The organism is Pseudomonas sp. GXZC, from assembly GCF_026967615.1.
In the GTDB taxonomy this organism is placed as follows: Bacteria; Pseudomonadota; Gammaproteobacteria; order Pseudomonadales; family Pseudomonadaceae; genus Aquipseudomonas; species Aquipseudomonas azotoformans_A.
In genome coordinates this window covers 907,912-927,787 of record NZ_CP114115.1, presented here as the reverse complement: position 1 = coordinate 927,787, position 19,876 = coordinate 907,912, and the positions used below count along the sequence as shown (strand labels likewise).

The following is a 19,876-nucleotide window of genomic DNA, read 5'->3' as shown; positions in this document are numbered from 1 at the left end:
CTGTGGAGGTTGCTTGGATATGAAACAAGGATGTCACATGACAGATAATTCAGAGGGGGCTTCATGCCGACAGCACCCCTGATCATTCCCGAAATACAGCTTCCGTTTTCCAGTCCGCCGCCACGTTCTGACAGTCATCAGTTGCGGGAACATGCCCTGGCCTGGGCGCAACGATACGGCTTGATCGGCCGTCGGGGTGCGCACCGGCTAAGCACCACTGCGCTGCTCGACCTGGGGATAGCGCTGTGCGGACAAGCCCCGACGCAGCAGGCCGAAATCCTGGTGTGCTGGTATCTGTGGGCACTCACACTCGATGACCGGATCGATGACGGCCCCTGGGCCGAAAACGGCGTGCTGGAACGTTTCGTCGCAGCGGTGCAGGCCATAACCGAGAGCGACCGTATCGATTCACCCGATGAAATCGGCCGGCTTGATGACCCAATGCTCAGTGTCCTGATCGATGATCTGTGGCCACGGACACGGAGCTGGGGTGATGAGCATTGGCGGCTTAGGCTCGTACGCAATTTACTCGGGCATCTGCGTGCGCAGGCGACCTTGGTGAGAATGCGCGAAACCGGCACGGCGCTCACGCTGGCCGAATACCTGCCGTTGCGACGGGATTCGTTCGGTGCACTGTTCTTCTTCGATCTCATCGACGCGGCCGAAACGCTCGATCCCTACGAGCATTCAGAAAACATCGTCTGGTGGAACACACTCCGCGAGCACGCGGCCGATATCATCACCTGGACGAACGACATCCACTCGATTGCCAAAGATGTGGTGTGTGGCGAGCGCTTCAACCTGGTCTCCGTTCTGGCGGACACCCATGGCACCGACTGGCCTGAGTCGATCGAAGCGGCCCTGCACATGCTGAATACAGCCGTCGAGGCATTCACCCTGGCCTCAGCTAGACCGCATCGAGCGTCCGCCGCCACCGACCCGGAGCGGCTGCGCCAGGTTGCCCGAGCGGCGGGCGATTGGCACAAGAACGTTTCCCGGTATCACCTGCAGGCCACCGACGCCACGGGTCAGGCCAACCGACAGGTGGACCTGGCGTGCATCCCCCCTACCCTGAAATCCCGGCAATTCGAAATCGACCCCTACCCCCTTTATGAGCGTTTGCGTACCACGCTGCCCATTGTCTACGACGAGCCTACGGACGTGTGGCTGGTCAGCCGTTATGCGGATGTCAAAGCCGCATTGACCCACCCTGGCACGAGCAGCAACAACTACAGCTGGCAAATCGGACCGTTGCTGGGGCACACCATTGTCGCCATGGACGGTTGTGAACACGCCCAGCATCGAGCGTTGCTGAGCCCGTCGTTCCGCAGCAAGGCCCTCACAGTCCTTGAAGCATCGGTCACCTCGGTGAGCATGGACCTGCTGGCACAGATGCGTGGCCGCCGCCAGGTGGACCTCGTTGCCGATTTCACCTCAGTGCTGCCCGTGCGGGTGATGGCTCGCGCGCTGGGGCTCCCGGCTGAAACCCCGGAGGAAGTCGCTCGGCTGAAGAACTGGTGTGCCATCGGCTTCGCCTATATGGGCAACTACCGACAGGATCCGACGCTCTTGACCGGCGGCTTATCCAACCGTGACAGTTTCTACGACTTCATCCAGCCCCACATCGACGCCCGTCGCGCGGCCCCCACCGACGATTTGATCTCACATCTTGTGGCCGCACGGATTGACGACCAGCCCTTGTCCGAGGCGTTCGTGCGGGCCTATTGCGCGATCTTGATGACGGCCGGCAGTGAGACCAGCCACGGTGCCTTGGCAAACCTCATCGTCAACCTGCTGAACGAGCCCGGCGTGAAAGAAGCAGTGATGGCTGATCCGGACTTGATGGACAATGCGCTCGCTGAAACCTTGCGACGCAACCCTCCTTTGCAACTCATTCTCCGGGAGGCCCGTGAATCGCTGGAGCTGCCGTCCGGAACCATTCCTTGCGGCGCGACCCTGGCCTGCCTGATCGGCTCGGCCAACCGTGATCCGCACCAGTTCACCGATCCGGACATCTTCACTCTGTCGCGCCCCCATCAGGAGACGAATCATTTTGCCTTCGGTGCGGGTCGTCATTTTTGCCTGGGGTCCATGCTTGCACGGATGGAAATCACCCTCGGCGCTCGCCTGTTGCTACAGACCTTTCCAGACGTGCGCTGGGCTCCAGGGTTCCAGCCCGCCGAACACGGCTTTCTCAACCGCTGCCCTCCTCAGCTGGAGGTCGCACTGTGAGTACCAGTGACCCAGCCGAGGAGCCCCGCTACACCAACAGCTATCTCGGTGACCAGCATGCCGGCCAGTTGGCGCGGATGCGCACCCTGGAGCGTGCCTTTGACCCGCTGAGCCAAACAGTGTTTGGCCAACTGCCTCTTCCGGACAAACTGACCCTTCTTGACCTCGGCGCCGGTGCCGGATCATTCGCTGGCTGGCTGAGCACGCGCTATCCCGACGCGACGGTCATTGCCACCGACATTGACACCCGGTTTCTCAACGTCATACCCGGCATTCAGGTGGTCACGCATAATGCCGCGACCGATGATTTCCCCGCCGCCTCTTTTGACGTGGTGCACGTCAGGGCCTTGTTGTGCCACTTGCCCGAGCGCGAAGACATACTGACCAGAGCAACCACCTGGGTCCGTCCGGGCGGCTGGCTGGTGATCGAAGATGTGAGCTTGCGACCCAGCGTGAGAACGGCCAACCCACTGTTCCGGAAAATCGCCCAGGCCGGTTTCACACTCCTGGAGCAGTCCATTGGTTCCGACATGCTCTGGGCCGATACGCTCCCCGACCGGCTAGGCGAACGGGGACTGTGCAATATCGGGTATCGCACCCTGGAAGGCAGTATCGGCGACAACAGCCCGGCCGACGCATTCTGGGCGGCAACCACAGCACAAGCCGGACCGACGTTACTGAAGCTCGGGCTGCTCACTCAGGATGACCTTGATGCCATGGCCAGGCTGCGCGCCTCTGCGACCTTCACCGAGGCAGCGTTGACGTTCATCAGCGCCTGGGGGCAAGTGCCCGAGCGCGACTAGACAGCCGTGACTGAACAAAAGAGGACACCGAATGACAGACTCCGTGATTTTGGTCGACGCACACGATCGTCAGATTGGTGTGTGTGATAAACGCGACGCACACCTGGGGGAGGGCCAGCTTCATCGCGCATTTTCGGTTCACCTGATCGACAGTGTCGGGCGTCACCTGATTCAACGTCGTGCCGCAGGCAAAATGCTTTGGCCTGGATTTTGGTCGAATGCCTGCTGCAGCCATCCGGCACCTGGCGAGACTGTTCTGGACGCAGCGTGTCGTCGCCTGCGCGAAGAGCTGGGGGTCGGCGCCTCCTGCCGCTTCCTGTACAGTTTTGAATACCATGCGCGCTTTGGGGTGATCGGTGCGGAACATGAGTTATGCCATGTATTGGTTGCTCAATCTGACACGGTGGTCTGCCCGGCCGTCGAAGAGGTCAGCGAGATCCAGTGGCTGAGCCGCGCTCAAGTCTCAACCCAACTCGCAGATTCGGCCGCACACTTCACGCCCTGGTTTCGAATGCAGTGGCGCCGCCTTTTAGAGCAGCACCACTCATTCGATACGCCAACCTCTCAGGCATAAGTTCAGCTCGCTGACAGACCTTGCGTCCTCACGCGCAGGTCTCCCAGGTCAATCGTCAGATCAGGGCTCGGCAGACTACCCAGCGTGTCGTTCAGGTTCATTCGCAATGGCTTGTCGGGGTCCTGCCCGTATTCAAGGTCTGCATTGACGCGCGCCTGGGAATGACTCAGGCCGGCACTGCTGGAAAAACTGAGATTCGTCATAGCGGGTATCGACATGCCATGGGACTGGGTGGCGGTGTAGCTCAGGCTCATGTGCTTGACCCGCAGATTGTTGCGTTCACTCAGTGCGCGCTTGATCAGCGGCTCGGTACTTTCTCCGGCAAGGTGACTGCGCTCTATCGCTCGCAGGACCTCTGGCTTGAGCTCCATGCCAAGGGTGACTGAAGTGCCTTCGCCACGCTGCAACTGATCGAGCACCTGGGCAAACTGCGGATCATCCTTTATCCATTGTTCAATCGCTGCTTTGTTGGCCGGCGCCACATCATCCAGCCAGGCATGGCGCCCATCGTCCCGCAAGCCGACACGGGTGACCGATGACTCAACCGACGCCAGTTGGCGCAACCCATTCCTTGCCAGGTTTTGCTGGTTCATCAGCTTGTCGAGTGATTGGCTGATCGCGTGATAGGCGTCCGGTTTTGTTGCAAGGGACGGATGAGTTGCGAGGAACTGCTGCAGAGTGGCCAACTGCTGATCCACAGTGCCCTCCGACAGCTCGGTCGATGCCAGCTCCCGCTTGAACGTCGGCGAGTAGAGCGACACGCTGCGTTTGAGCTCATCAATCTGCGACTGACTCACCGGTTGCGGGTGCTTGAAGGCAAAATTAAAGGCCTGGGATACCCCGCGATCAAACCGCACCATGACCGATAACTCCGGCAGCGCGAACGCAATCGCGCTGGGGCCACCACTGCCAGCATTGCCCAACACCAACGCGCCGAGCGGCACGATATTGGCCCCTACTCCGCCCTGTCGCAGAAGCTGCGCGCCAGCGGCGCTACCGTGGCGGGTGCCTTGTGCGGTACGCGTGCTTGATTGGCTTTTGTCTGCATGCGCGAGATTGAGGTTGCCCACCCCACCAATGCCCGCGCGGATCACTGAGTCGAGGGCGGCGATGTCCTCCTGAGGGCTGTGCATCAAACGCAATTGCGCAAGTGCGTCCAGGTTGACGTCGCCACTGAGTTTCGAGCTTGTGCCGGCCGAGTGCCCCTCGCCCAGCGCCAGCAAGTCGTAGACGGTCCCGGTCTCGCCGGTCAGGATCGCCATCATCTTGCCAAAGTCTGACTCTTTCACATCAAAGCCAATGCTGGATCCCGTATTTTTTGCCACCATTGCGCTCAATTCCGCAGCCACCCTCAAGCCTGGCCTCACCGCACCTGCCCCACCTCCCAGCGTCACACCCGAAGCCACCGAACCCACCAACCGTCGCGTGTTGTCCGTGCTGATTTCAACGCGGGCACCTTTGTCGGTACGACTGATACTCACACCATGAGTGTGGGACGCGGATGCCTCCAGAAAAAACTCCAAAGGGGCTACCGGTTTTATCCCCGTCACGATCAACCCCAGGGTTTTACCTTGGGTCCGGCTCGGAGAAAGGGTCTGGCCACTGCCCAGATTCTGTACCTGCTGCGTCATCGCCTCTTTGATCGGCGCATCCTTGGGCAACCCCAACAGGCCCGAAAGATGCCAATGAAGCGCAGAGCCCGGTGTTCCAAGGTCCTTGGCCAACAATTTGAAATTGCCATACAACGATTCCGCCTGCTCGTAACTGGCAATGCCTTGGCTGGCCAACGTGTGCACAGGGCTATCCTGGAACGTTTGCATGACGTCGCGCAGAGACGTTTCTATACGCGTCAAGGCACTAGGGCTATGGCCCGACGTAGCGTCGAGCGCCTGTACCAGGTCCGCCAACTGCTTGAGCGTACTCGCATGATGGATCAGGTCGCCCTCGATCAGCGCCGAGGGGTGGTCAAGGTTTCGTTTGTGCTCGGGCATGGACTTGGGCAGCGACAAACCCTGCCCTTCGAAGTTGGCCAGCAACACGGCGGTCGACTTTTCCGGCGAAGGAGAGACTCTCTTGAACGCTTCATACAGCGAGTGCAGCGTCGAATCTGGCGTAATGGTCGCCCGGTTCAATGTGGGCTGAGGGTCAAACGCAACACCGTGAGCATCGCCCAAGCGGCGCGCACTTGACTGGCTGCTCTGCTCCACCTGCGTCAACGCCTGGCGGATCTGTTCGGCCAGTGCCTGTCGCGGCCCAGGTTCGCTCAGGGCAGCGAGCCGATGATTGAGATCAGCGGAAACCGGCCGGCTCTGTGCGAGTGCATTGAGTTGCTGGTGCAATCGTTGATCGTCAGCGTAAACGCTCTCCAATCCTTTGCGGCCATTGAAATGTTGCGCAACGCCTTTAGCCTTTTGGCCGAGGGCTTCCAGGGGGTGAAAGTGTGCGCCAATGCCTTGGAAAAATGAACGCTTGAGCGGTATCCCTTCACGGGTTTGTCCCAAGACATTACTGCTGACCGTCAGTGCCCCTCCGGAAAACTGCGCGCGCATTGGCGTGCTCGCCAACGTGTCGGCCAGCGACGGCGCCTGGGTCGTCAATGGCAGCGGGCCCCACTCCATCGCGCTGGTGGAAGCATTGTCCAGTTGGAAAAACTGCTTATCCCACCCTCCAATCAGGTGTTGGTCTGCCCCCATGCGCAAGGACTCCAACGGTTGGCGACCCGGCAATTCAACCCTGCTCCAACGTTGCGCGCTCGCGGTATTGCCCTGCCAGGCCTGACGATCCAACCTGAATAGCTCACCGCCCCGTGTGTGCGCATAAAGATTACCCACGTGATCCAGGGCCAGTGTTTTTATATCAATGGAAGGTGACGCGTGAAGCGGCCTGGCATCCCCGTCGTGGTGAACCTGAAGCTGGTGATCCTGATCGACGGTGACAAAATTGCGCCCGTCGACGACCGCGAATCCGGTAATGCGTCGCTGATCATTGCCTGCAAGCACTTCGTCAACAGACACCTGCGGGCGCGGAATGGGAAGCGCGGCCAAATCATGACTGGCCCCCTCAATCAGCGGGTCGCGCACTTTACCGATGGCCACCGCCTTCAGTTGCCCGTCTTGCAGCACATAGGCACGACCATCCAACCCGCGCTCCAGATGTTCGACGCCAGGTTGAGCAGTGTCTTGCCAACGTTGCGCCGCCGCGTCCCAGGTCAGCAGGCTGCCTGAATCCAACGCCACCTTGCCCCGCTGTCCAAGGTCGACCGTCGCCGCCAGTGCCTGTTGACTGGGCAGAGGCAGGCCTTTCTCAATGCCCTTGACCAGCACGTCGCTGAGGTTCCATTGCGGGCGTAGCGCGTCTGCGTCACTTAAAGGCACGCTGTGCAATTGCTCACGCGCGTCACGCACCTGAGCATTGAGTTGCCCCGCATCATCATGAAAGAAGCCTTCGACACGGACGGCCCCCTTCAGCGCTCGCTCCAGCGAGTCGACTGGTTGCCCGACCATCGGCAGCTGCTGATCTAGTGCCATACGCAGGTCTGCTTGGACCAGCTCGCCGTCCGTTGTCGCACCATACAGCGTGTTTCCAGACAACCCGATACGTGCGAGCTGCACAGGCACTCCTGCCTCATCCACCGGCTGCAACGCCTGTGCACTCCCGCCCTGGACCTGCACAAAAGAAGCATCCAGGGTCTGGCTCAACTGCACCGTCGTACGGCCATGCGCACTGCTGTCTGCAAAGCCTTTGGGGGTCTTCAGCAACTGCCCTTCGTTCGTCAGGCCAATGCGGCTGAGTGCACGGCTATCCGCGTCGGGTACCCAGGAAAGTGTGAGCGGTTCAAAGCGAAACAGGCGCTGGCCCTCCAGACGAAACTGCTGACCCTCGACCGTCGTCTGAACAGCGCTGACGCTCCCCACGTGCGCGCGCCCCGGACTCTCGCCAGCGCCGCCGGCTGTATCCGCAAGACTGCTTTTGAACACCGCAGCAACAGCCGGCGTGGATTGGATGTGAAACACGTACTGGCGCTCATCCTTCATCCGCAACGTACCTGCTGCAGAAGGAGCATCAGCCACATAGTGCTTATCGGGCTGGTTGAGGTGGCGGGCAATCTCACGCCCGGTGAGTGTCGTATCAGCCTGCACCTTGCCATCGCGCAGGGACACATCGAACTGCATCGAAGTCGGTTGCAACGGTTGATAGTGCAACAACACAGGCGGAGGCGGTTCCTGGGCCGGCCTCTTCAAGCGTTCCACCAGGTCATGCTGCAGCTTAAAGAGAGCTTTCAATTCTGTGCGCATGGCAATACTCCCAAACAAAATTCATCACAGCTGTCTAGTGGGTATCCGCCCTGTTTGGTTCCAGGCAGGCTTTTCCATAACGGCGACTGCATGCGCAGGAAAAAACCGCTCATCTGTATTTTGACGCTTGCCTGACCCACTGTTAGTGTCCGGCTCCACCCTTACACGGAGTGCTCTCGATGAAACTGGATATCTATCAAGTCGACGCTTTCAGTCAGTCCGTCTTCGGCGGCAACCCGGCCGCTGTCTGCCCGCTGACCGAGTGGCTCAGCGATGAGCAACTGCAAAACATCGCGGCAGAAAACAACCTCTCTGAAACCGCCTACTTCGTGCCCCGTGACGGGTTCTACGAGTTGCGCTGGTTTACGCCGGAGGTCGAAGTGGACTTGTGCGGCCACGCCACACTTGCGGCCGCGTGGGTGTTGATTCACCAACTGACGGATGCACCTGAAGTGTTGCGCTTTGCGACACGCAGCGGCGAATTGCGGGTGACCCGCAACGGCGAAGAACTGGCGATGGACTTCCCGGCCAAGCAACCCCAGCGCTGCGAACCACCCGATGACATGTTGAGCGCGCTGGGGATTGAACAGGCCGAAGTCTTCAGTACCGATGACTACATCGTGTTGCTGGAAGACGAAGCGCAAGTCACCGCACTGAAGCCGGATTTCGCCCGCCTCAAAGGCTTGCCGAAACGCGGAATTGCAGTGACCGCCAAAAGCGCGCGATTTGATTTTGTTTCGCGCTGGTTCGGTCCCAACGTGGGTGTGAATGAAGACCCTGTCACCGGCTCAGCCCACACTTCACTGGCGCCGTTCTGGGCCGAACGCTTGGGCAAGTCGCAACTGACAGCGGAACAAGGCGGAACGCGCCGCGGCCAACTGCGCTGCGAACTCAAGGGTGACCGTGTGATCATTTCCGGCCATGCCGTGCTCTACCTGCAAGGCACGATTTACCTGTAAAACGCATTACCTCAAGGACAACAGATCATTCTCAAAATGAACGGAGTTCAGCGCGTGTTTTCGATTTCCCGCCGTCAACTGTCGGTGATTGCCGCAGCCCTTGCCCTGGCTGCATGCAACACTTCTGTCAACGAACAGCCCCCGGCCCCCGAACTGGGTTCAGGCTATCGCACCGACCTCACCACCCAACACGCCGAGCGCCATATGGCCGCCGCCGCCAACCCCCTGGCGGCCGAGGCTGGACGCGAAATGCTGCGCAAAGGCGGTTCGGCGATTGATGCAGCAATTGCGATGCAGGCGGTATTGACCCTGGTGGAGCCGCAATCATCCGGGATCGGCGGTGGCGCGTTCATCATGCTGTGGGATGGAAAAACCGTGCACGCCTATGACGGCCGCGAAACCGCGCCGGCCGGGGCGACGGAGCGGTTGTTCCTGAAGGCCGATGGCAAGCCGATGGCGTTCCCCGAGGCGCAGATTGGCGGGCGTTCGGTCGGCACGCCTGGGGTATTGCGGGCACTGGAGATGGCGCACAAGAAGACCGGTCATCTGCAATGGGCCGAGTTGTTCGAACCGGCAATCCGTTGGGCGGAACAGGGCTTCGCGATTTCTCCACGCCTGCACAGCCTGATCGCAGCCGACCGCTCTATCGCACAATCGCCAGACATGGCGGCGTACTTCCTGAACGCCGATGGCACGCCGAAAGCCACCGGTACCCTGTTGAAAAACCCGGCACTGGCCAATGTATTCAAACGCATCGCCAAGGAAGGCCCGGATGCGCTGTATCAAGGGCCGATTGCTGATGAAATCGCGCGCAAGGTGCAGGGCCATCGTAACGCGGGCAGCCTGTCCCAGGCGGATCTCAAGGGCTACACCGCCAAGGAGCGCACGCCGCTGTGCACCGACTACAAACAGTGGAAAGTCTGCGGGATGCCGCCGCCGTCATCCGGTGGCGTCGCCATCGCGCAAATCCTCGGCACCTTGCAGGCGCTGGAGGCCCGCGATCCCGCCCTGGCCATCGCTCCCATGCTCCCAGTGAAAAGCCCGTCGCCTGCCGGCCTTGAACCCACACTGGAAGCCGTGCACCTGCTGGCCGAAGCCGGGCGCCTGGCGTTTGCCGATCGCGCGCTCTATGTCGCCGACGCGGACTTCGTTCCGGTGCCGGTGGCAGGCCTTGTCGCACCGGATTACCTGGCCAAGCGTGCGGCCTTGATCAGCGAACGCAGCATGGGCATCGCCAAGCCGGGCGTACCTGCGGGCATCCAGGTGGCTTACGCGCCGGACCGCTCGCCGCTGCGCATTTCCACCTCGCAAGTGGTCGCTGTGGATGACCTGGGCGGCGCCGTGTCGATGACCACCACGGTGGAAGCGGCATTCGGCTCCCATGTGATGGTGCAGGGCTTCTTGCTCAATAACCAGATGACCGACTTCTCGTTTATCCCTGAAGAAAATGGCCAGCCCGTCGCCAACCGCGTCGAGCCCGGCAAACGCCCGCGTTCGGCCATGGCGCCAACCCTGGTGTTCGATCGCAACAGCGGCGAGTTACTGGCCACGGTCGGCTCGCCCGGCGGCTCGCAAATCATCGAGTACGTGAGCAAGTCCCTGGTGGCGATGCTCGACTGGAAACTCGACCCGCAAACCGCCATCAGCCTGCCTAACTTCGGCAGCCGCAATGGCGCGACCGAACTGGAAACCGGCCTGTTTAGCCCCGCGCTGAAACAGGCCCTCAAGGACAAAGGCCATGCGCTGAGCGAAATCGATATGACCAGCGGCATCCAGGCCATCGTCCGCACGCGGGATGCCCAGGGCAAGCTGTCTCTGAGCGGCGGCGCCGACCCTCGGCGCGAAGGCGAAGCGGTTGGCGACTGACGATTCAATCAACGGAGAATGCGCTCTTGCAACAGGCAGATAATCTCGGCGCCATCCCTGGCGTCGACCACGGTTTTTGTTCCATCAATGATCCACTGCGCCCGCAAGAAGTATTTATCTGCAAGCAGGTACACAGCGCGTCAGTGATTGAATGGCAAGTGGGCCAGGTGCCCAACACGGTAGAGGCAGATGGCGTGTGCACCGGCGAGCATCAGCCCATCGCCGTGATCACCGCCGATTGCCTGCCCATTCTCATTGCCTCAAAGAATGGCGAGAAAGTCGCCGCTGTGCATGGCGGATGGAAGGGATTACACGCAGGGATTATTGCTAACACCGTGCAGCGCTTCGCGGGTGAAGGCGTTGCCGCCGACCAGTTGCGGGTGGCGATAGGGCCGTCGATCAAGCCGTGCTGTTATGAGGTGAGCGAGGCGTTTATCACGCAGTTCCAGGCGGATCAGGGGCACTTGTGGTTAAGCGGGCGAGCGCCGTGGAGCGTGGTGCAACCCGCGCCATTGCTCCCACCTGAAATCACACCACCCCATCCCCGGCAAGCCGCAAGTGCGTGGTTTGATTTGAGTGGTTATGGCGTGATGTTGCTGCAAGCGGCCGGCCTGCGGCGGGAGCAGATCGAGGTGAGTGAGGTGTGCACTTACTGCACGTCACCCACCTTTGCCAGCTACCGCCGAAGGACGCACCACCCGGAGGAGGTGAAGACGCTGATTTACTCGTGGATTGCTCGCACGGGGCCGCGAGAGAAAACCTACAAACCACTTTCTTAGGCCCTACTCATACCTTCATTGCGTAACGTGGATGTCACGTTTTGCGATAAAAGGCCCCTTGAGTCTCTCCTTTTCTCCTGCGATTTTCTGGCTCGCCCTTTCTTGCCAGAGGCTACGTCAAGGACGTAGAATTTCGCGTGTTGACGATCATAGAATCTCCGTTGTTCAGCAGGCTGTGGCCTGACTATTGGACCGAAGAGGAAAGAGGCATTTTCATGGCTTTTCTAGCCAGCCATCCTGAAGCAGGTAGCGTTGTACCAGGCTCAGGTGGATGCCGGAAAGTGCGCTGGTGCCTGGATGGCCGAGGTAAAAGTGGCTCAGTTAGGATCATCTACACCACACAGCTGGCTTGTGGAGCCCTGGTTGCACTACTGATTTATGGCAAGAATGCAACCGAAAGCATTCCAGCGCACACCCTGTACAAAATCGCGAAGGAAATGAACCATGCCACTCACTGAAAAACAGCTGAAGGAACGTGACGCCAAGCGCAATATCGGCGAAGAATTACTGGCGGCTGTTCAGGATGTCAAAGCGGGGCGATACGGTGCAGTACACCAGGTAGAGGTCACTCAAGCGGCCGAAGCAAGAAGTAAGACAGGGTTGTCGCAACCCAAGTTTGCTGAGCTTTTGGGGGTTTCGGTAAGAACCCTCCAAGAGTGGGAGCAAGGCCGCCGATCGCCTTCTGGCGCAGCTCGATCGCTGCTGCATATTGCAGCGATCAGACCGGACGTGTTTCGGGAAGTCCTCAGTAACGCCTGATAGCGTTACCCAGTCCTGGGCAGTGACTACCGGCTGATCTTGAGCGCCTTACGCCCCGCATGCCGCTCCAACGCCAACTCGATCAGCCGGCTCACCAGTTCGCTGTAGCTCATCCCCGCCGCCTGCCACAGCTTGGGGTACATGCTGATGCGGGTGAAGCCGGGCAGTGAGTTGATTTCGTTGATCAGCACTTCACCCTCGTCCGTGAGGAACACGTCGACCCGTGCCAGACCGGAACAGCCCAGCACCTCGAAGGCCTCGATGGCCAACCCGCGAATGCGCTCGCTGGCTTCCAGGCTGATGTCGGCTGGCACCACTACCTGGGCCGCCTGGTCGTCGATGTATTTGCTGTCGTAGGAATAGAAACCGCTGCTCACCACGATCTCGCCACAACCGCTGGCGATGGGGTTTTCGTTGCCGAGCACGGCGCATTCGATTTCACGGCCTTTTACGGCGGATTCAACCAACACCTTTTCATCAAAACCAAGGGCCAGTTCGACGGCGGCGAAGTACTCGGCTCTGTCGCCTACTTTACTCACACCTACCGAGGAACCCTGGTTCGCGGGTTTGACGAACATGGGCAGGCCAAGCTTGCTCACCGCAGCCTCAAACGAGGTGCGCGCCGCGTTGCTGCGGGTCAGGGTGATGAACGGGGTGACGGCAATGCCGGCATCGCGCAGCAGGCGCTTGCTGATGTCCTTGTCCATGCACACTGCCGAGCCGAGTACGTCGGAGCCGACAAAAGGCAGGTCCGCCATGCGCAACAGGCCTTGCAGGCAACCGTCTTCGCCGAGGGTGCCGTGGACGATGGGGAAAATCACATCCACATGTTCCAGCAGGCCCGAACCCGAGGTCTCCACCAGTTGCTGGCTGGCCTTGCCGGGCACCACCGCCAGCTCGCGGTTGGACTGGTTGAGGGCGATCAGGGCCGGGTTTTCCTGGTTGAGCAGGAAGTTCGACGTATCGTTGAGGTGCCAATGGCCGGTCTTGTCGATACCGATCAACACCGGCTCGAAACGGGAGCGGTCCAGCGCGTCAACAATGTTGCGCGCCGATTGCAACGAGACTTCGTGCTCGGCCGACCGGCCACCAAAAATAATACCTACCCGCACCTTGCTCATGACCCGGCCTCACTGTTGAAAGTAAGGCTTCTTACCACGGGCGGTCAGCGATTCGCTACCAGATGTGCACCGAACAGCAGGTAGCAGCCACCGGCAAAGCGGTCGAGCCACTTGCGCGAGCGGCTGTAAAGGTCGGCCATGCGCTCACTGGAAAACACCAGGGCCACGCAGGAATACCAGCTGAACGACAAGGTGGCCATGGTCATGACCGCCAGGGTCAGCAGCATTGGTGAGGGAGACGGCGGCATGGTGGACGCGAAGATGGTCGCCACAAACAGAGCCGCCTTGGGGTTGGACAAGTTGCCCAGCAACCCCAGGCGCCAAGCGGAGAACAGCGAACGACGCGCCTCGTCCGGCAGCACACTCTGGCTCATGGTGGGTGCCGAGCGTTTGAACAGTTTCAGGCCGAGATAAATCAGGTAGCAACCGCCGATGATCTTGAACGCCATATACAGCATGGGCGCGGCGGTAAACAGCGACTTGATGCCCAAGCCACCCGCGAGCCCCCACATGACAGTCCCGGTGGCCACTCCGGCCGATGCCACCACGCCATGGCGACGTGAGCAACTGGCCGCCAGTTGTGCGGTGTTGAAAAAGTTGGGGCCCGGTGTCACCACCGCGACCGTCCAGAGCAGGGCCAACGACAACAACGGCGCAGCGTATGGCAGGTTGGAAAGCAGCATCGAATGATCCTTCTTCGCAGTGTTGATAAGGCTCTACTGGTCGGCAACCGGCTCTGGCATATGAACCAGCAAGTCACCGGGCTGACAATCCAGGTAAGTACAGATGGCATCCAGCGTCCCGAGCCTGATGCCTTTGACCTTGCCCTGCTTGAGCAAGGAAAGGTTCTGTTCAGTAATCCCGATGGCCGCCGCCAGGTCCTTGGACTTGACCTTGCGCCGGGCAAGCATGACATCCAACTCAATCACAATGGGCATGTCGATCTCAAACAAAAGTACGGTTTTCAGAATCCACTTCACTGGCCTGCAACAGGATACGCGCGATTACCGCAATACAGGCAGCCAGAAACAGGGCAACAAAGCTGGGCGCCGTCACGCTCAGGCTGATCATCCGCTGGCCGACCGGCTCGTTCATGGTCACCCAGACGCTCAATAGTGGCTCACATAAGAAATCCAGCAACACCCAGATCGCCACTGCTTTGCCAACCTTACCCAGATGCAACGCTGCCGCACTGGAGAAATACTCGCCTCGCGCATAATTCTTGAACAGCTTGCGCAGGTGATTCAGACCGGACGCCAGTGCCATCAAGGGAACACTGGACAACACGATCCCTCCCAGAATCTGCCAAAAGGGAAACAACGCCACCTGCTCGGCACGCCCTTGAATCTGGCGGTCGCTCAGTGCGAAGCCGAACCCTAGCCCATCAGCGGAAGAACTCAATACCGGAAACAGCCAGACAGCCGCGTTGAGCACCAACATGCTGATGATCAGCAGGAGAGTGATCATCGACATACGCTGGCTGAGTTGAGCAAGACGTTGGGTATTCATAAAAGGCCTCTCTGAAGGAATGTCGAGGCAAGATAACCACAAAATTATCGTAAAACAATAATAATTCATTATAAAACAATACAAACCCAACCCTTTGACGCTCACAAGCAGAAACCCGCACGATCATCCAAGACTCGGCAGACAACCCGCGCCAGACTGGGTTAACGTACTTCCCTCTCTTTTTTGTGACACACCACCATGGGCAAACCCACCGCCACTCTCGACTGGCTGCACCGCGCCCCGCATGCCAGTGGCCTGGACCGTATCGAGGCGTACTTTGCCGGCTTTGCCTTCGACCCGCATCGCCATGACACCTACGCCATCGGGCGTACATTGACCGGCGTGCAAAGCTTTCACTATCGTGGAGACATGGTCCACAGCCTGCCCGGCACCACCATGGTGCTGCACCCCGATGAGACCCACGACGGTCACGCAGGCAGTGATGAGGGCTTCAAGTACCGGATGATTTATGTCGAGCCGTCGCTGATCCAACAGATCCTCGGCGGCAAGCCACTGCCGTTTATCCCCAATGGTTTGTCCACCGACCTACGGCTGTTTCGCGCCAGCGAAGTGTTGCTGCAGAACCTGGATAACCCCATCGACCCGTTGCAGGAACAGGACGCCCTGTTCGACCTGGCCCACGCCTTGAGCAACGTCTCGGGCGGGATCATCAGCCGCAAGACGTTCGACTACGTGGCCGCCGAGCGTGCCCGGGAATTTATCCACGGCGCCCTTGGCCGCAGCATCACCCTGGATGAGATGGCCGACCATGCCGGTCGCGACCGCTGGGCGCTGTCGCGAGACTTTCGCCTGCTGTTCGGCACCAGCCCCTACCGCTACCTGACCATGCGTCGGTTGGACTTGGTGCGCAGCCTGTTGGCCCAGGGCCAATCGCTGGTCGACGCGGCGATGACAGCCGGGTTTACCGACCAGAGTCACATGACCCGACAATTTCGCAGCACCTACGGCATGCCACCGTCGCGTTGGGTGAAGATGCTGGGGCGCTGATCAGGCTTAGAGCTGACGCCCATCAATCGGCTGGCCGATGGTAAGGAAATGCCCGCCCGCCACATGGTGCAAGGTGCGCAGTTCATCATGGCCTTCAAAATGCCAGCGGCCGTCGCTGAATACGCGCGCATCGGCATAGGCCGCCACCACTTCACCGAGGAACAGATCGTAGGTCTGCTGATTGTGAGGCTCGGGCAGCAGACGGCACTCCAGCCAGGCCACACAACCTTCCAGCAACGGTGCTTCGGTGTGTTCACCCTTGAACGTCTGCAAGCCGTAGGCGGCAAATTTGTCAGTGTCGGCGCCGGTGGTGTTACCCACGGTTTGCACAAGATCGGCCTGGGCTACGCAAGGCACCTGGAGCACAAAGGTGCCAGCGCTTTCGAGCAGTTGGCGGGTCCAGGTAGCCTTGTCCAGCACCACGGCGACTTTCGGCGGTTCGAAATCCAGCGGCATGGCCCAGGCAGCCGCCATGATATTGCGTTGGCCATTGTGCGCAGCGCTCACCAGCACGGTCGGACCGTGGTTGAGCAAACGATAGGCCTTGGACAGCGGAACGGGGCGACGGTGGGTAGGGCTCATGGACAGTCGGCTCTTCATGCAAGAAAGCGCCTACGATACCCGAAGCCCCCGGCTCAACTCGAGAGTTGGTTGGCGAACTGTCCTACCGCACTGACCACCTTTTGCGCGCCGTCCTGGATCTCCACGATCACCGTGCCCGCCTCGGCCGCCAGGGCCAGGCCTTGCTCGGCTTGCAGGCGACCCTCAGTCATCAGGCTCACAGCATCGCGCGCCATGTCCTGGTTCTGACGCACCACGCCGACAATCTCCTCAGTCGCCTTGCTGGTACGCGAGGCCAACTGCCGCACTTCATCGGCCACTACCGCAAAACCACGGCCCTGCTCGCCTGCACGCGCCGCTTCAATGGCCGCATTCAGCGCCAGCAAGTTGGTCTGCTCGGCAATGCCGCTGATGGTCTTGACGATGGTCCCGATCACCTGGGATTGAGCGTTCAGCGCCTCAATGCCCTCGCCAGCCTGTTGCATGTGCTTGGCCAGGTCGCGCATCACATCCACCGCCTGGGTCACCACGGTAGTGCCGCGTTGGGCGCTGTTATCGGTTTGCAGCGAAGTGCTGTAGGCAATGTTCGCGGCCTCGGCCACCGCCTGTTCCTGATTGACCTGATCGGTGATCACCGTGGCGAACTTGACCACTTTGTACAGCCGGTCGGTGGCGTCCAGCACCGGGTTGTACGTCGCCTCCAGCCACACCACACGGCCATGACTGTCGACACGCTTGAAGCGCGCAGCGACAAACTCACCGGCGTTCAGGCGTTTCCAGAAGTCCTGGTACTCGGTGCTGTTGTATTCCTCCGGCTCGCAGAACATGCGGTGATGTTTGCCCTGGATCTGCGCCAGGCTGTAACCCATGCCACCCAGGAACCGCTCGTTCGCGGTCAGCACGTGGCCACCGAGGTCGAACTCGATCACGGCGGTGGAGCGCACCAGCGCAGTGATCAGGTTTTCGTGCTCGCGAGAAGCCTCGATGGTGCGGGTGAGGTCGCTGGAGTAAATCGAAAAATGCTTGATGCGCCCATCTGAGCTGCGCACCGGCTGCACAATCGAACGCAGCCAGGCTTCCTGGCCGTTGCCACGCATCAGGCGCACGGTGCCGGCGAAGTGCTCGCCGCGTACCAGGGCGTTCTTGAAGCGCTGCTGGAATTCATCCCGACGCACATGGACCGGCTCCAGATCTTCGATCTTTCGCCCCAGCAGTTGGCCGCTCTGATAGGCCAACTCTTGCAGGAAGTTGGCATTGGCCCACTCCACCCGGCCTTCGGCGTCCAGCGTCAGGCACAGCATTTCGCTTTCCAGGCTCTCCTTGACCTGATTCAAGCTGGACAATTCTTCGCGAAGAGCCGACAGCTCCTGCTTCAAACGGGTGTTGAACATGGGGCACCGATGGTCAAATGGGGAGAGTGATCTGACCTGCATCGGCGCTGTCGGCGTTTTCTGAAGAGGGCTTTAGCCCCAGGCCCAACTATATTTTTGGATCCATCAACTGCCATTGTTTCGGCACACCCCCATCACTTGGTACTCAAGGGTATTGAGCTTGCCGCTGGAGTCTTCGTAGGTCATGCGCGACGGCACCGGGTTGCACGAACGGATCGGCGGCGTGACGTTGACCACCTTGGCGATGTCCAGCTTCATGCCATAGCGGTACGCCTGCACCTCGGGCGCCGGCTTGCCCTTTTTGGCAGCATAGTCGGCCATGGCTTTCTGATTGCGCTCCATCATCAGCGCGAACGTACGATCGCCCCCGCCTTCAGCCAATGCACCGAACGATAAAACTGCCGTTAACACGCCCAGCGCGATGTTATAAAAGTTCATGGTTAGTTCCTCGGTTGAAAAGTTCAGTGCCGAGACTAACCAACTGACCCTGACGCAATCTTCACCAGAACATTACTTATTTGTTAGATAACCGTGAGCTTCCAGAATTGTAATCTTCACGCCACTTCTTCGTTATCCACGGTTTGCAACTATCAGCCCGGGCCAGATCAATAAGAACGCCCACTCCCATAAGAAGCTGAAAACTGCCATTACTTAGGAGCGAACCATGCGTATCCGTCACTACAGCCTTCCCCTTTCACTGTGCGCCGCCTTGCCCTTGGCCGCCGTGGCGGCGCAAGAGAAACCCGAGGGGTTTATCGAAGGCAGCAGCGTTAACGTGCTGGCGCGTAATTTTTACTTCAACCGCGATGATCGCAAAGGCCAATCCAGCCCCACCGGCAACGGCTACTCAGAGGCCTGGGCGCAGGGATTGATTGGGCGCTTCGAATCCGGTTTTACCCAGGGCACCGTGGGGTTTGGCCTGGACGCATTCGCCATGGTCGGCGTGAAGCTGGATTCGGGCACCGGCCGCAGCGGTGGCAAAGGCTCGTTCGGCGTATTGCCGGTGGACAGCGATAACCGCCCGGAAGGCAGCTACAGCAAATTCGGCGGCGCGGCGAAACTGCGCGTGCTGGATACCGTGATCAAGGCCGGCGATGTATTCCCGCTGACCCCGGTCGTGGCTTACGGAGATTCACGTGTTTTGCCGGAAAGCTTTCGTGGCGTCACCGCGCAAAACACCAGCCTTGAGGGCCTGAGTTTGCAGGGCGGGCGCTTGAGCGGCATGAGCCAGCCGACGCAAAGCGGCATGGACAAGGGCTTTGCCACCTTCTACGCGGGCCCGGTCAACTCGCCCTGGATCGGCTATTTCGGCGGCGACTACACCGTCAACAAAAACCTCAGTGTCAGCCTCTACAGCAGTCGCCTCAAGGACGCCTGGGACCAATACTACTTCGGCACCGCCGGCAACTATCCACTGGGCGAAGACGTCTCGCTGTTCGGCGACTTCAACTACTACAAGGCCGTGGACGAAGGTAAAAAGCTGCTGGGCGAATTCGACAACAACATCTGGAGCGCCAGGCTCGGGGTCAAGGTCGGCGCCCACAGCCTAGCCGTCTCGCACCAACGCAACAATGGCGATGACGACTTCGATTACCTGCGCCAGTCCGACTCGATCTTCCTCAACAACTCGATCCAGTACAGCGACTTCAACTCGCCCAAGGAACGCTCGTGGATGCTGCGCTACGACCTGGACATGCAGGCGTTCGGCATTCCTGGTTTGTCGTTCATGACCCGCTACGGCAAAGGCACCGGCGCTGACTACAGCAACGCCAACGCGGTGTACATGCGCCGTGACGCGGCTGGCAATCCGCTCACCGATCAGCGCCGCTGGGAACGGGACATTGAGGCCAAATATGTGGTGCAAGGTGGCCGCTTGAAGGACTTATCGCTGCGACTGCGACAAGCGACAGTGCGCTCTAGTGCATTTGAGTCGGACCTGGAAGAAGTTCGCTTGATTGTCGAGTATCCCATTGCAGTGCTTTAAGGGAGGCCAATTACATTCACTTGCCGATGCGCTAC

16 protein-coding genes and 2 pseudogenes are annotated in these 19,876 nt (G+C 59.9%); 9 read left to right on the top strand and 9 right to left on the bottom strand.

The features are described from left to right. Positions 1 to 63: 63 nt before the first annotated feature. The 3 genes from OZ428_RS04250 to idi are packed head-to-tail and all read left to right on the top strand — an operon-like array spanning position 64 to position 3,609. Positions 64 to 2,232 carry a cytochrome P450 gene (locus OZ428_RS04250; protein ID WP_269132789.1) on the top strand — a complete coding sequence of 723 codons (2,169 nt, stop codon included), beginning with the start codon at positions 64 to 66 and terminating at the stop codon, positions 2,230 to 2,232. Continuing rightward, on the top strand, positions 2,229 to 3,035 hold the full coding sequence (locus OZ428_RS04245; protein ID WP_269132788.1) for a class I SAM-dependent methyltransferase: 807 nt from the start codon (positions 2,229 to 2,231) through the stop codon (positions 3,033 to 3,035). Before OZ428_RS04250 ends, OZ428_RS04245 begins: the two co-directional genes overlap by 4 nt. 31 nt (positions 3,036 to 3,066) lie before the next feature. Next, positions 3,067 to 3,609, top strand: coding sequence for an isopentenyl-diphosphate Delta-isomerase (gene idi, locus OZ428_RS04240; RefSeq protein ID WP_133074839.1), 543 nt, complete (start codon positions 3,067 to 3,069; stop codon positions 3,607 to 3,609). A gap of 2 nt (positions 3,610 to 3,611) precedes the next feature. Here the strand turns inward: idi and OZ428_RS04235 are convergent, their stop codons facing one another. After that, the gene (locus OZ428_RS04235) at positions 3,612 to 7,904 is read right to left on the bottom strand and encodes an AvrE-family type 3 secretion system effector (protein WP_269132787.1); all 4,293 of its coding nucleotides are present in this window, start codon (positions 7,902 to 7,904) and stop codon (positions 3,612 to 3,614) included. 179 nt (positions 7,905 to 8,083) lie between these two features. On the opposite strand from OZ428_RS04235, the gene OZ428_RS04230 reads away from it, so the two are divergent. The 4 genes from OZ428_RS04230 (at position 8,084) to OZ428_RS04215 (ending at position 12,267) form a co-directional block, all read left to right on the top strand. After that, entirely contained in the window at positions 8,084 to 8,863 is a 780-nt protein-coding gene (locus OZ428_RS04230; protein WP_133074841.1) for a PhzF family phenazine biosynthesis protein, read from the top strand. Positions 8,864 to 8,899: 36 nt separating this feature from the next. Further along, the gene (ggt, locus tag OZ428_RS04225) at positions 8,900 to 10,729 is read left to right on the top strand and encodes a gamma-glutamyltransferase (RefSeq protein ID WP_269132786.1); all 1,830 of its coding nucleotides are present in this window, start codon (positions 8,900 to 8,902) and stop codon (positions 10,727 to 10,729) included. A gap of 26 nt (positions 10,730 to 10,755) precedes the next feature. Beyond that, positions 10,756 to 11,508 (top strand): peptidoglycan editing factor PgeF, encoded by a 753-nt coding sequence (gene pgeF, locus OZ428_RS04220; RefSeq protein ID WP_269132785.1) that lies wholly within the window; start codon positions 10,756 to 10,758, stop codon positions 11,506 to 11,508. 444 nt (positions 11,509 to 11,952) lie between these two features. Beyond that, on the top strand, positions 11,953 to 12,267 hold the full coding sequence (locus tag OZ428_RS04215) for a helix-turn-helix domain-containing protein (RefSeq protein WP_061435214.1): 315 nt from the start codon (positions 11,953 to 11,955) through the stop codon (positions 12,265 to 12,267). Between the two features lie 26 nt (positions 12,268 to 12,293). Here OZ428_RS04215 and ddlA read toward each other — a convergent pair whose 3' ends face one another. The 4 genes from ddlA to OZ428_RS04195 are packed head-to-tail and all read right to left on the bottom strand — an operon-like array spanning position 12,294 to position 14,897. Next, complete coding sequence (gene ddlA, locus OZ428_RS04210; protein WP_269132784.1) at positions 12,294 to 13,388, bottom strand: D-alanine--D-alanine ligase; 1,095 nt, start codon at positions 13,386 to 13,388, stop codon at positions 12,294 to 12,296. Positions 13,389 to 13,432: 44 nt separating this feature from the next. Further along, a complete protein-coding gene (locus OZ428_RS04205) occupies positions 13,433 to 14,071 on the bottom strand; it encodes a LysE family transporter (RefSeq protein ID WP_133074845.1) in 639 nt (212 codons plus the stop codon). Positions 14,072 to 14,104: 33 nt separating this feature from the next. Continuing rightward, a complete protein-coding gene (locus OZ428_RS04200; RefSeq protein WP_133074846.1) occupies positions 14,105 to 14,326 on the bottom strand; it encodes a helix-turn-helix domain-containing protein in 222 nt (73 codons plus the stop codon). Positions 14,327 to 14,333: 7 nt separating this feature from the next. Continuing rightward, positions 14,334 to 14,897 (bottom strand): DUF2975 domain-containing protein, encoded by a 564-nt coding sequence (locus OZ428_RS04195; RefSeq protein WP_033898428.1) that lies wholly within the window; start codon positions 14,895 to 14,897, stop codon positions 14,334 to 14,336. Between the two features lie 198 nt (positions 14,898 to 15,095). Between OZ428_RS04195 and OZ428_RS04190 the strand changes: the two genes are divergently transcribed. After that, positions 15,096 to 15,905 (top strand): AraC family transcriptional regulator, encoded by an 810-nt coding sequence (locus OZ428_RS04190; protein ID WP_269132783.1) that lies wholly within the window; start codon positions 15,096 to 15,098, stop codon positions 15,903 to 15,905. Between the two features lie 6 nt (positions 15,906 to 15,911). On the opposite strand, the gene OZ428_RS04185 is transcribed toward OZ428_RS04190, so the two are convergent. The 4 genes and pseudogenes from OZ428_RS04185 to OZ428_RS04175 form a co-directional block, all read right to left on the bottom strand. Next, on the bottom strand, positions 15,912 to 16,487 hold the full coding sequence (locus OZ428_RS04185) for a flavin reductase family protein (protein ID WP_061435205.1): 576 nt from the start codon (positions 16,485 to 16,487) through the stop codon (positions 15,912 to 15,914). Between the two features lie 53 nt (positions 16,488 to 16,540). Continuing rightward, positions 16,541 to 16,972 (bottom strand): annotated as a pseudogene (locus OZ428_RS34585) (methyl-accepting chemotaxis protein); the annotation flags it as partial. A 108-nt stretch (positions 16,973 to 17,080) separates the two neighbouring features. Next, positions 17,081 to 17,767 (bottom strand): annotated as a pseudogene (locus OZ428_RS34580) (PAS domain-containing protein); the annotation flags it as partial. 195 nt (positions 17,768 to 17,962) lie between these two features. Next, positions 17,963 to 18,295 carry a DUF2790 domain-containing protein gene (locus tag OZ428_RS04175; protein ID WP_269132781.1) on the bottom strand — a complete coding sequence of 111 codons (333 nt, stop codon included), beginning with the start codon at positions 18,293 to 18,295 and terminating at the stop codon, positions 17,963 to 17,965. Positions 18,296 to 18,521: 226 nt separating this feature from the next. Here OZ428_RS04175 and OZ428_RS04170 point away from each other — a divergent pair, with 226 nt between their 5' ends. Then, positions 18,522 to 19,841: an OprD family porin gene (locus OZ428_RS04170; RefSeq protein ID WP_269132780.1), complete on the top strand. Its 1,320-nt coding sequence runs from the start codon at positions 18,522 to 18,524 to the stop codon at positions 19,839 to 19,841. Positions 19,842 to 19,876 lie beyond the last annotated feature (35 nt).

Bases quoted from the DNA above. Each gene is read 5' to 3' on its own strand.
- OZ428_RS04215 (WP_061435214.1), top strand. From the start codon at position 11,953: ATGCCACTCACTGAAAAACAGCTGAAGGAACGTGACGCCAAGCGCAAT.
- OZ428_RS04170 (WP_269132780.1), top strand. From the start codon at position 18,522: ATGCGTATCCGTCACTACAGCCTTCCCCTTTCACTGTGCGCCGCCTTG.
- OZ428_RS04190 (WP_269132783.1), top strand. From the start codon at position 15,096: ATGGGCAAACCCACCGCCACTCTCGACTGGCTGCACCGCGCCCCGCAT.
- OZ428_RS04185 (WP_061435205.1), bottom strand. From the start codon at position 16,487: ATGAGCCCTACCCACCGTCGCCCCGTTCCGCTGTCCAAGGCCTATCGT.
- OZ428_RS04230 (WP_133074841.1), top strand. From the start codon at position 8,084: ATGAAACTGGATATCTATCAAGTCGACGCTTTCAGTCAGTCCGTCTTC.
- OZ428_RS04250 (WP_269132789.1), top strand. From the start codon at position 64: ATGCCGACAGCACCCCTGATCATTCCCGAAATACAGCTTCCGTTTTCC.
- OZ428_RS04205 (WP_133074845.1), bottom strand. From the start codon at position 14,071: ATGCTGCTTTCCAACCTGCCATACGCTGCGCCGTTGTTGTCGTTGGCC.
- OZ428_RS04200 (WP_133074846.1), bottom strand. From the start codon at position 14,326: ATGCCCATTGTGATTGAGTTGGATGTCATGCTTGCCCGGCGCAAGGTC.
- ddlA (WP_269132784.1), bottom strand. From the start codon at position 13,388: ATGAGCAAGGTGCGGGTAGGTATTATTTTTGGTGGCCGGTCGGCCGAG.
- OZ428_RS04235 (WP_269132787.1), bottom strand. From the start codon at position 7,904: ATGCGCACAGAATTGAAAGCTCTCTTTAAGCTGCAGCATGACCTGGTG.
- ggt (WP_269132786.1), top strand. From the start codon at position 8,900: ATGAACGGAGTTCAGCGCGTGTTTTCGATTTCCCGCCGTCAACTGTCG.
- idi (WP_133074839.1), top strand. From the start codon at position 3,067: ATGACAGACTCCGTGATTTTGGTCGACGCACACGATCGTCAGATTGGT.
- OZ428_RS04195 (WP_033898428.1), bottom strand. From the start codon at position 14,897: ATGAATACCCAACGTCTTGCTCAACTCAGCCAGCGTATGTCGATGATC.
- OZ428_RS04175 (WP_269132781.1), bottom strand. From the start codon at position 18,295: ATGAACTTTTATAACATCGCGCTGGGCGTGTTAACGGCAGTTTTATCG.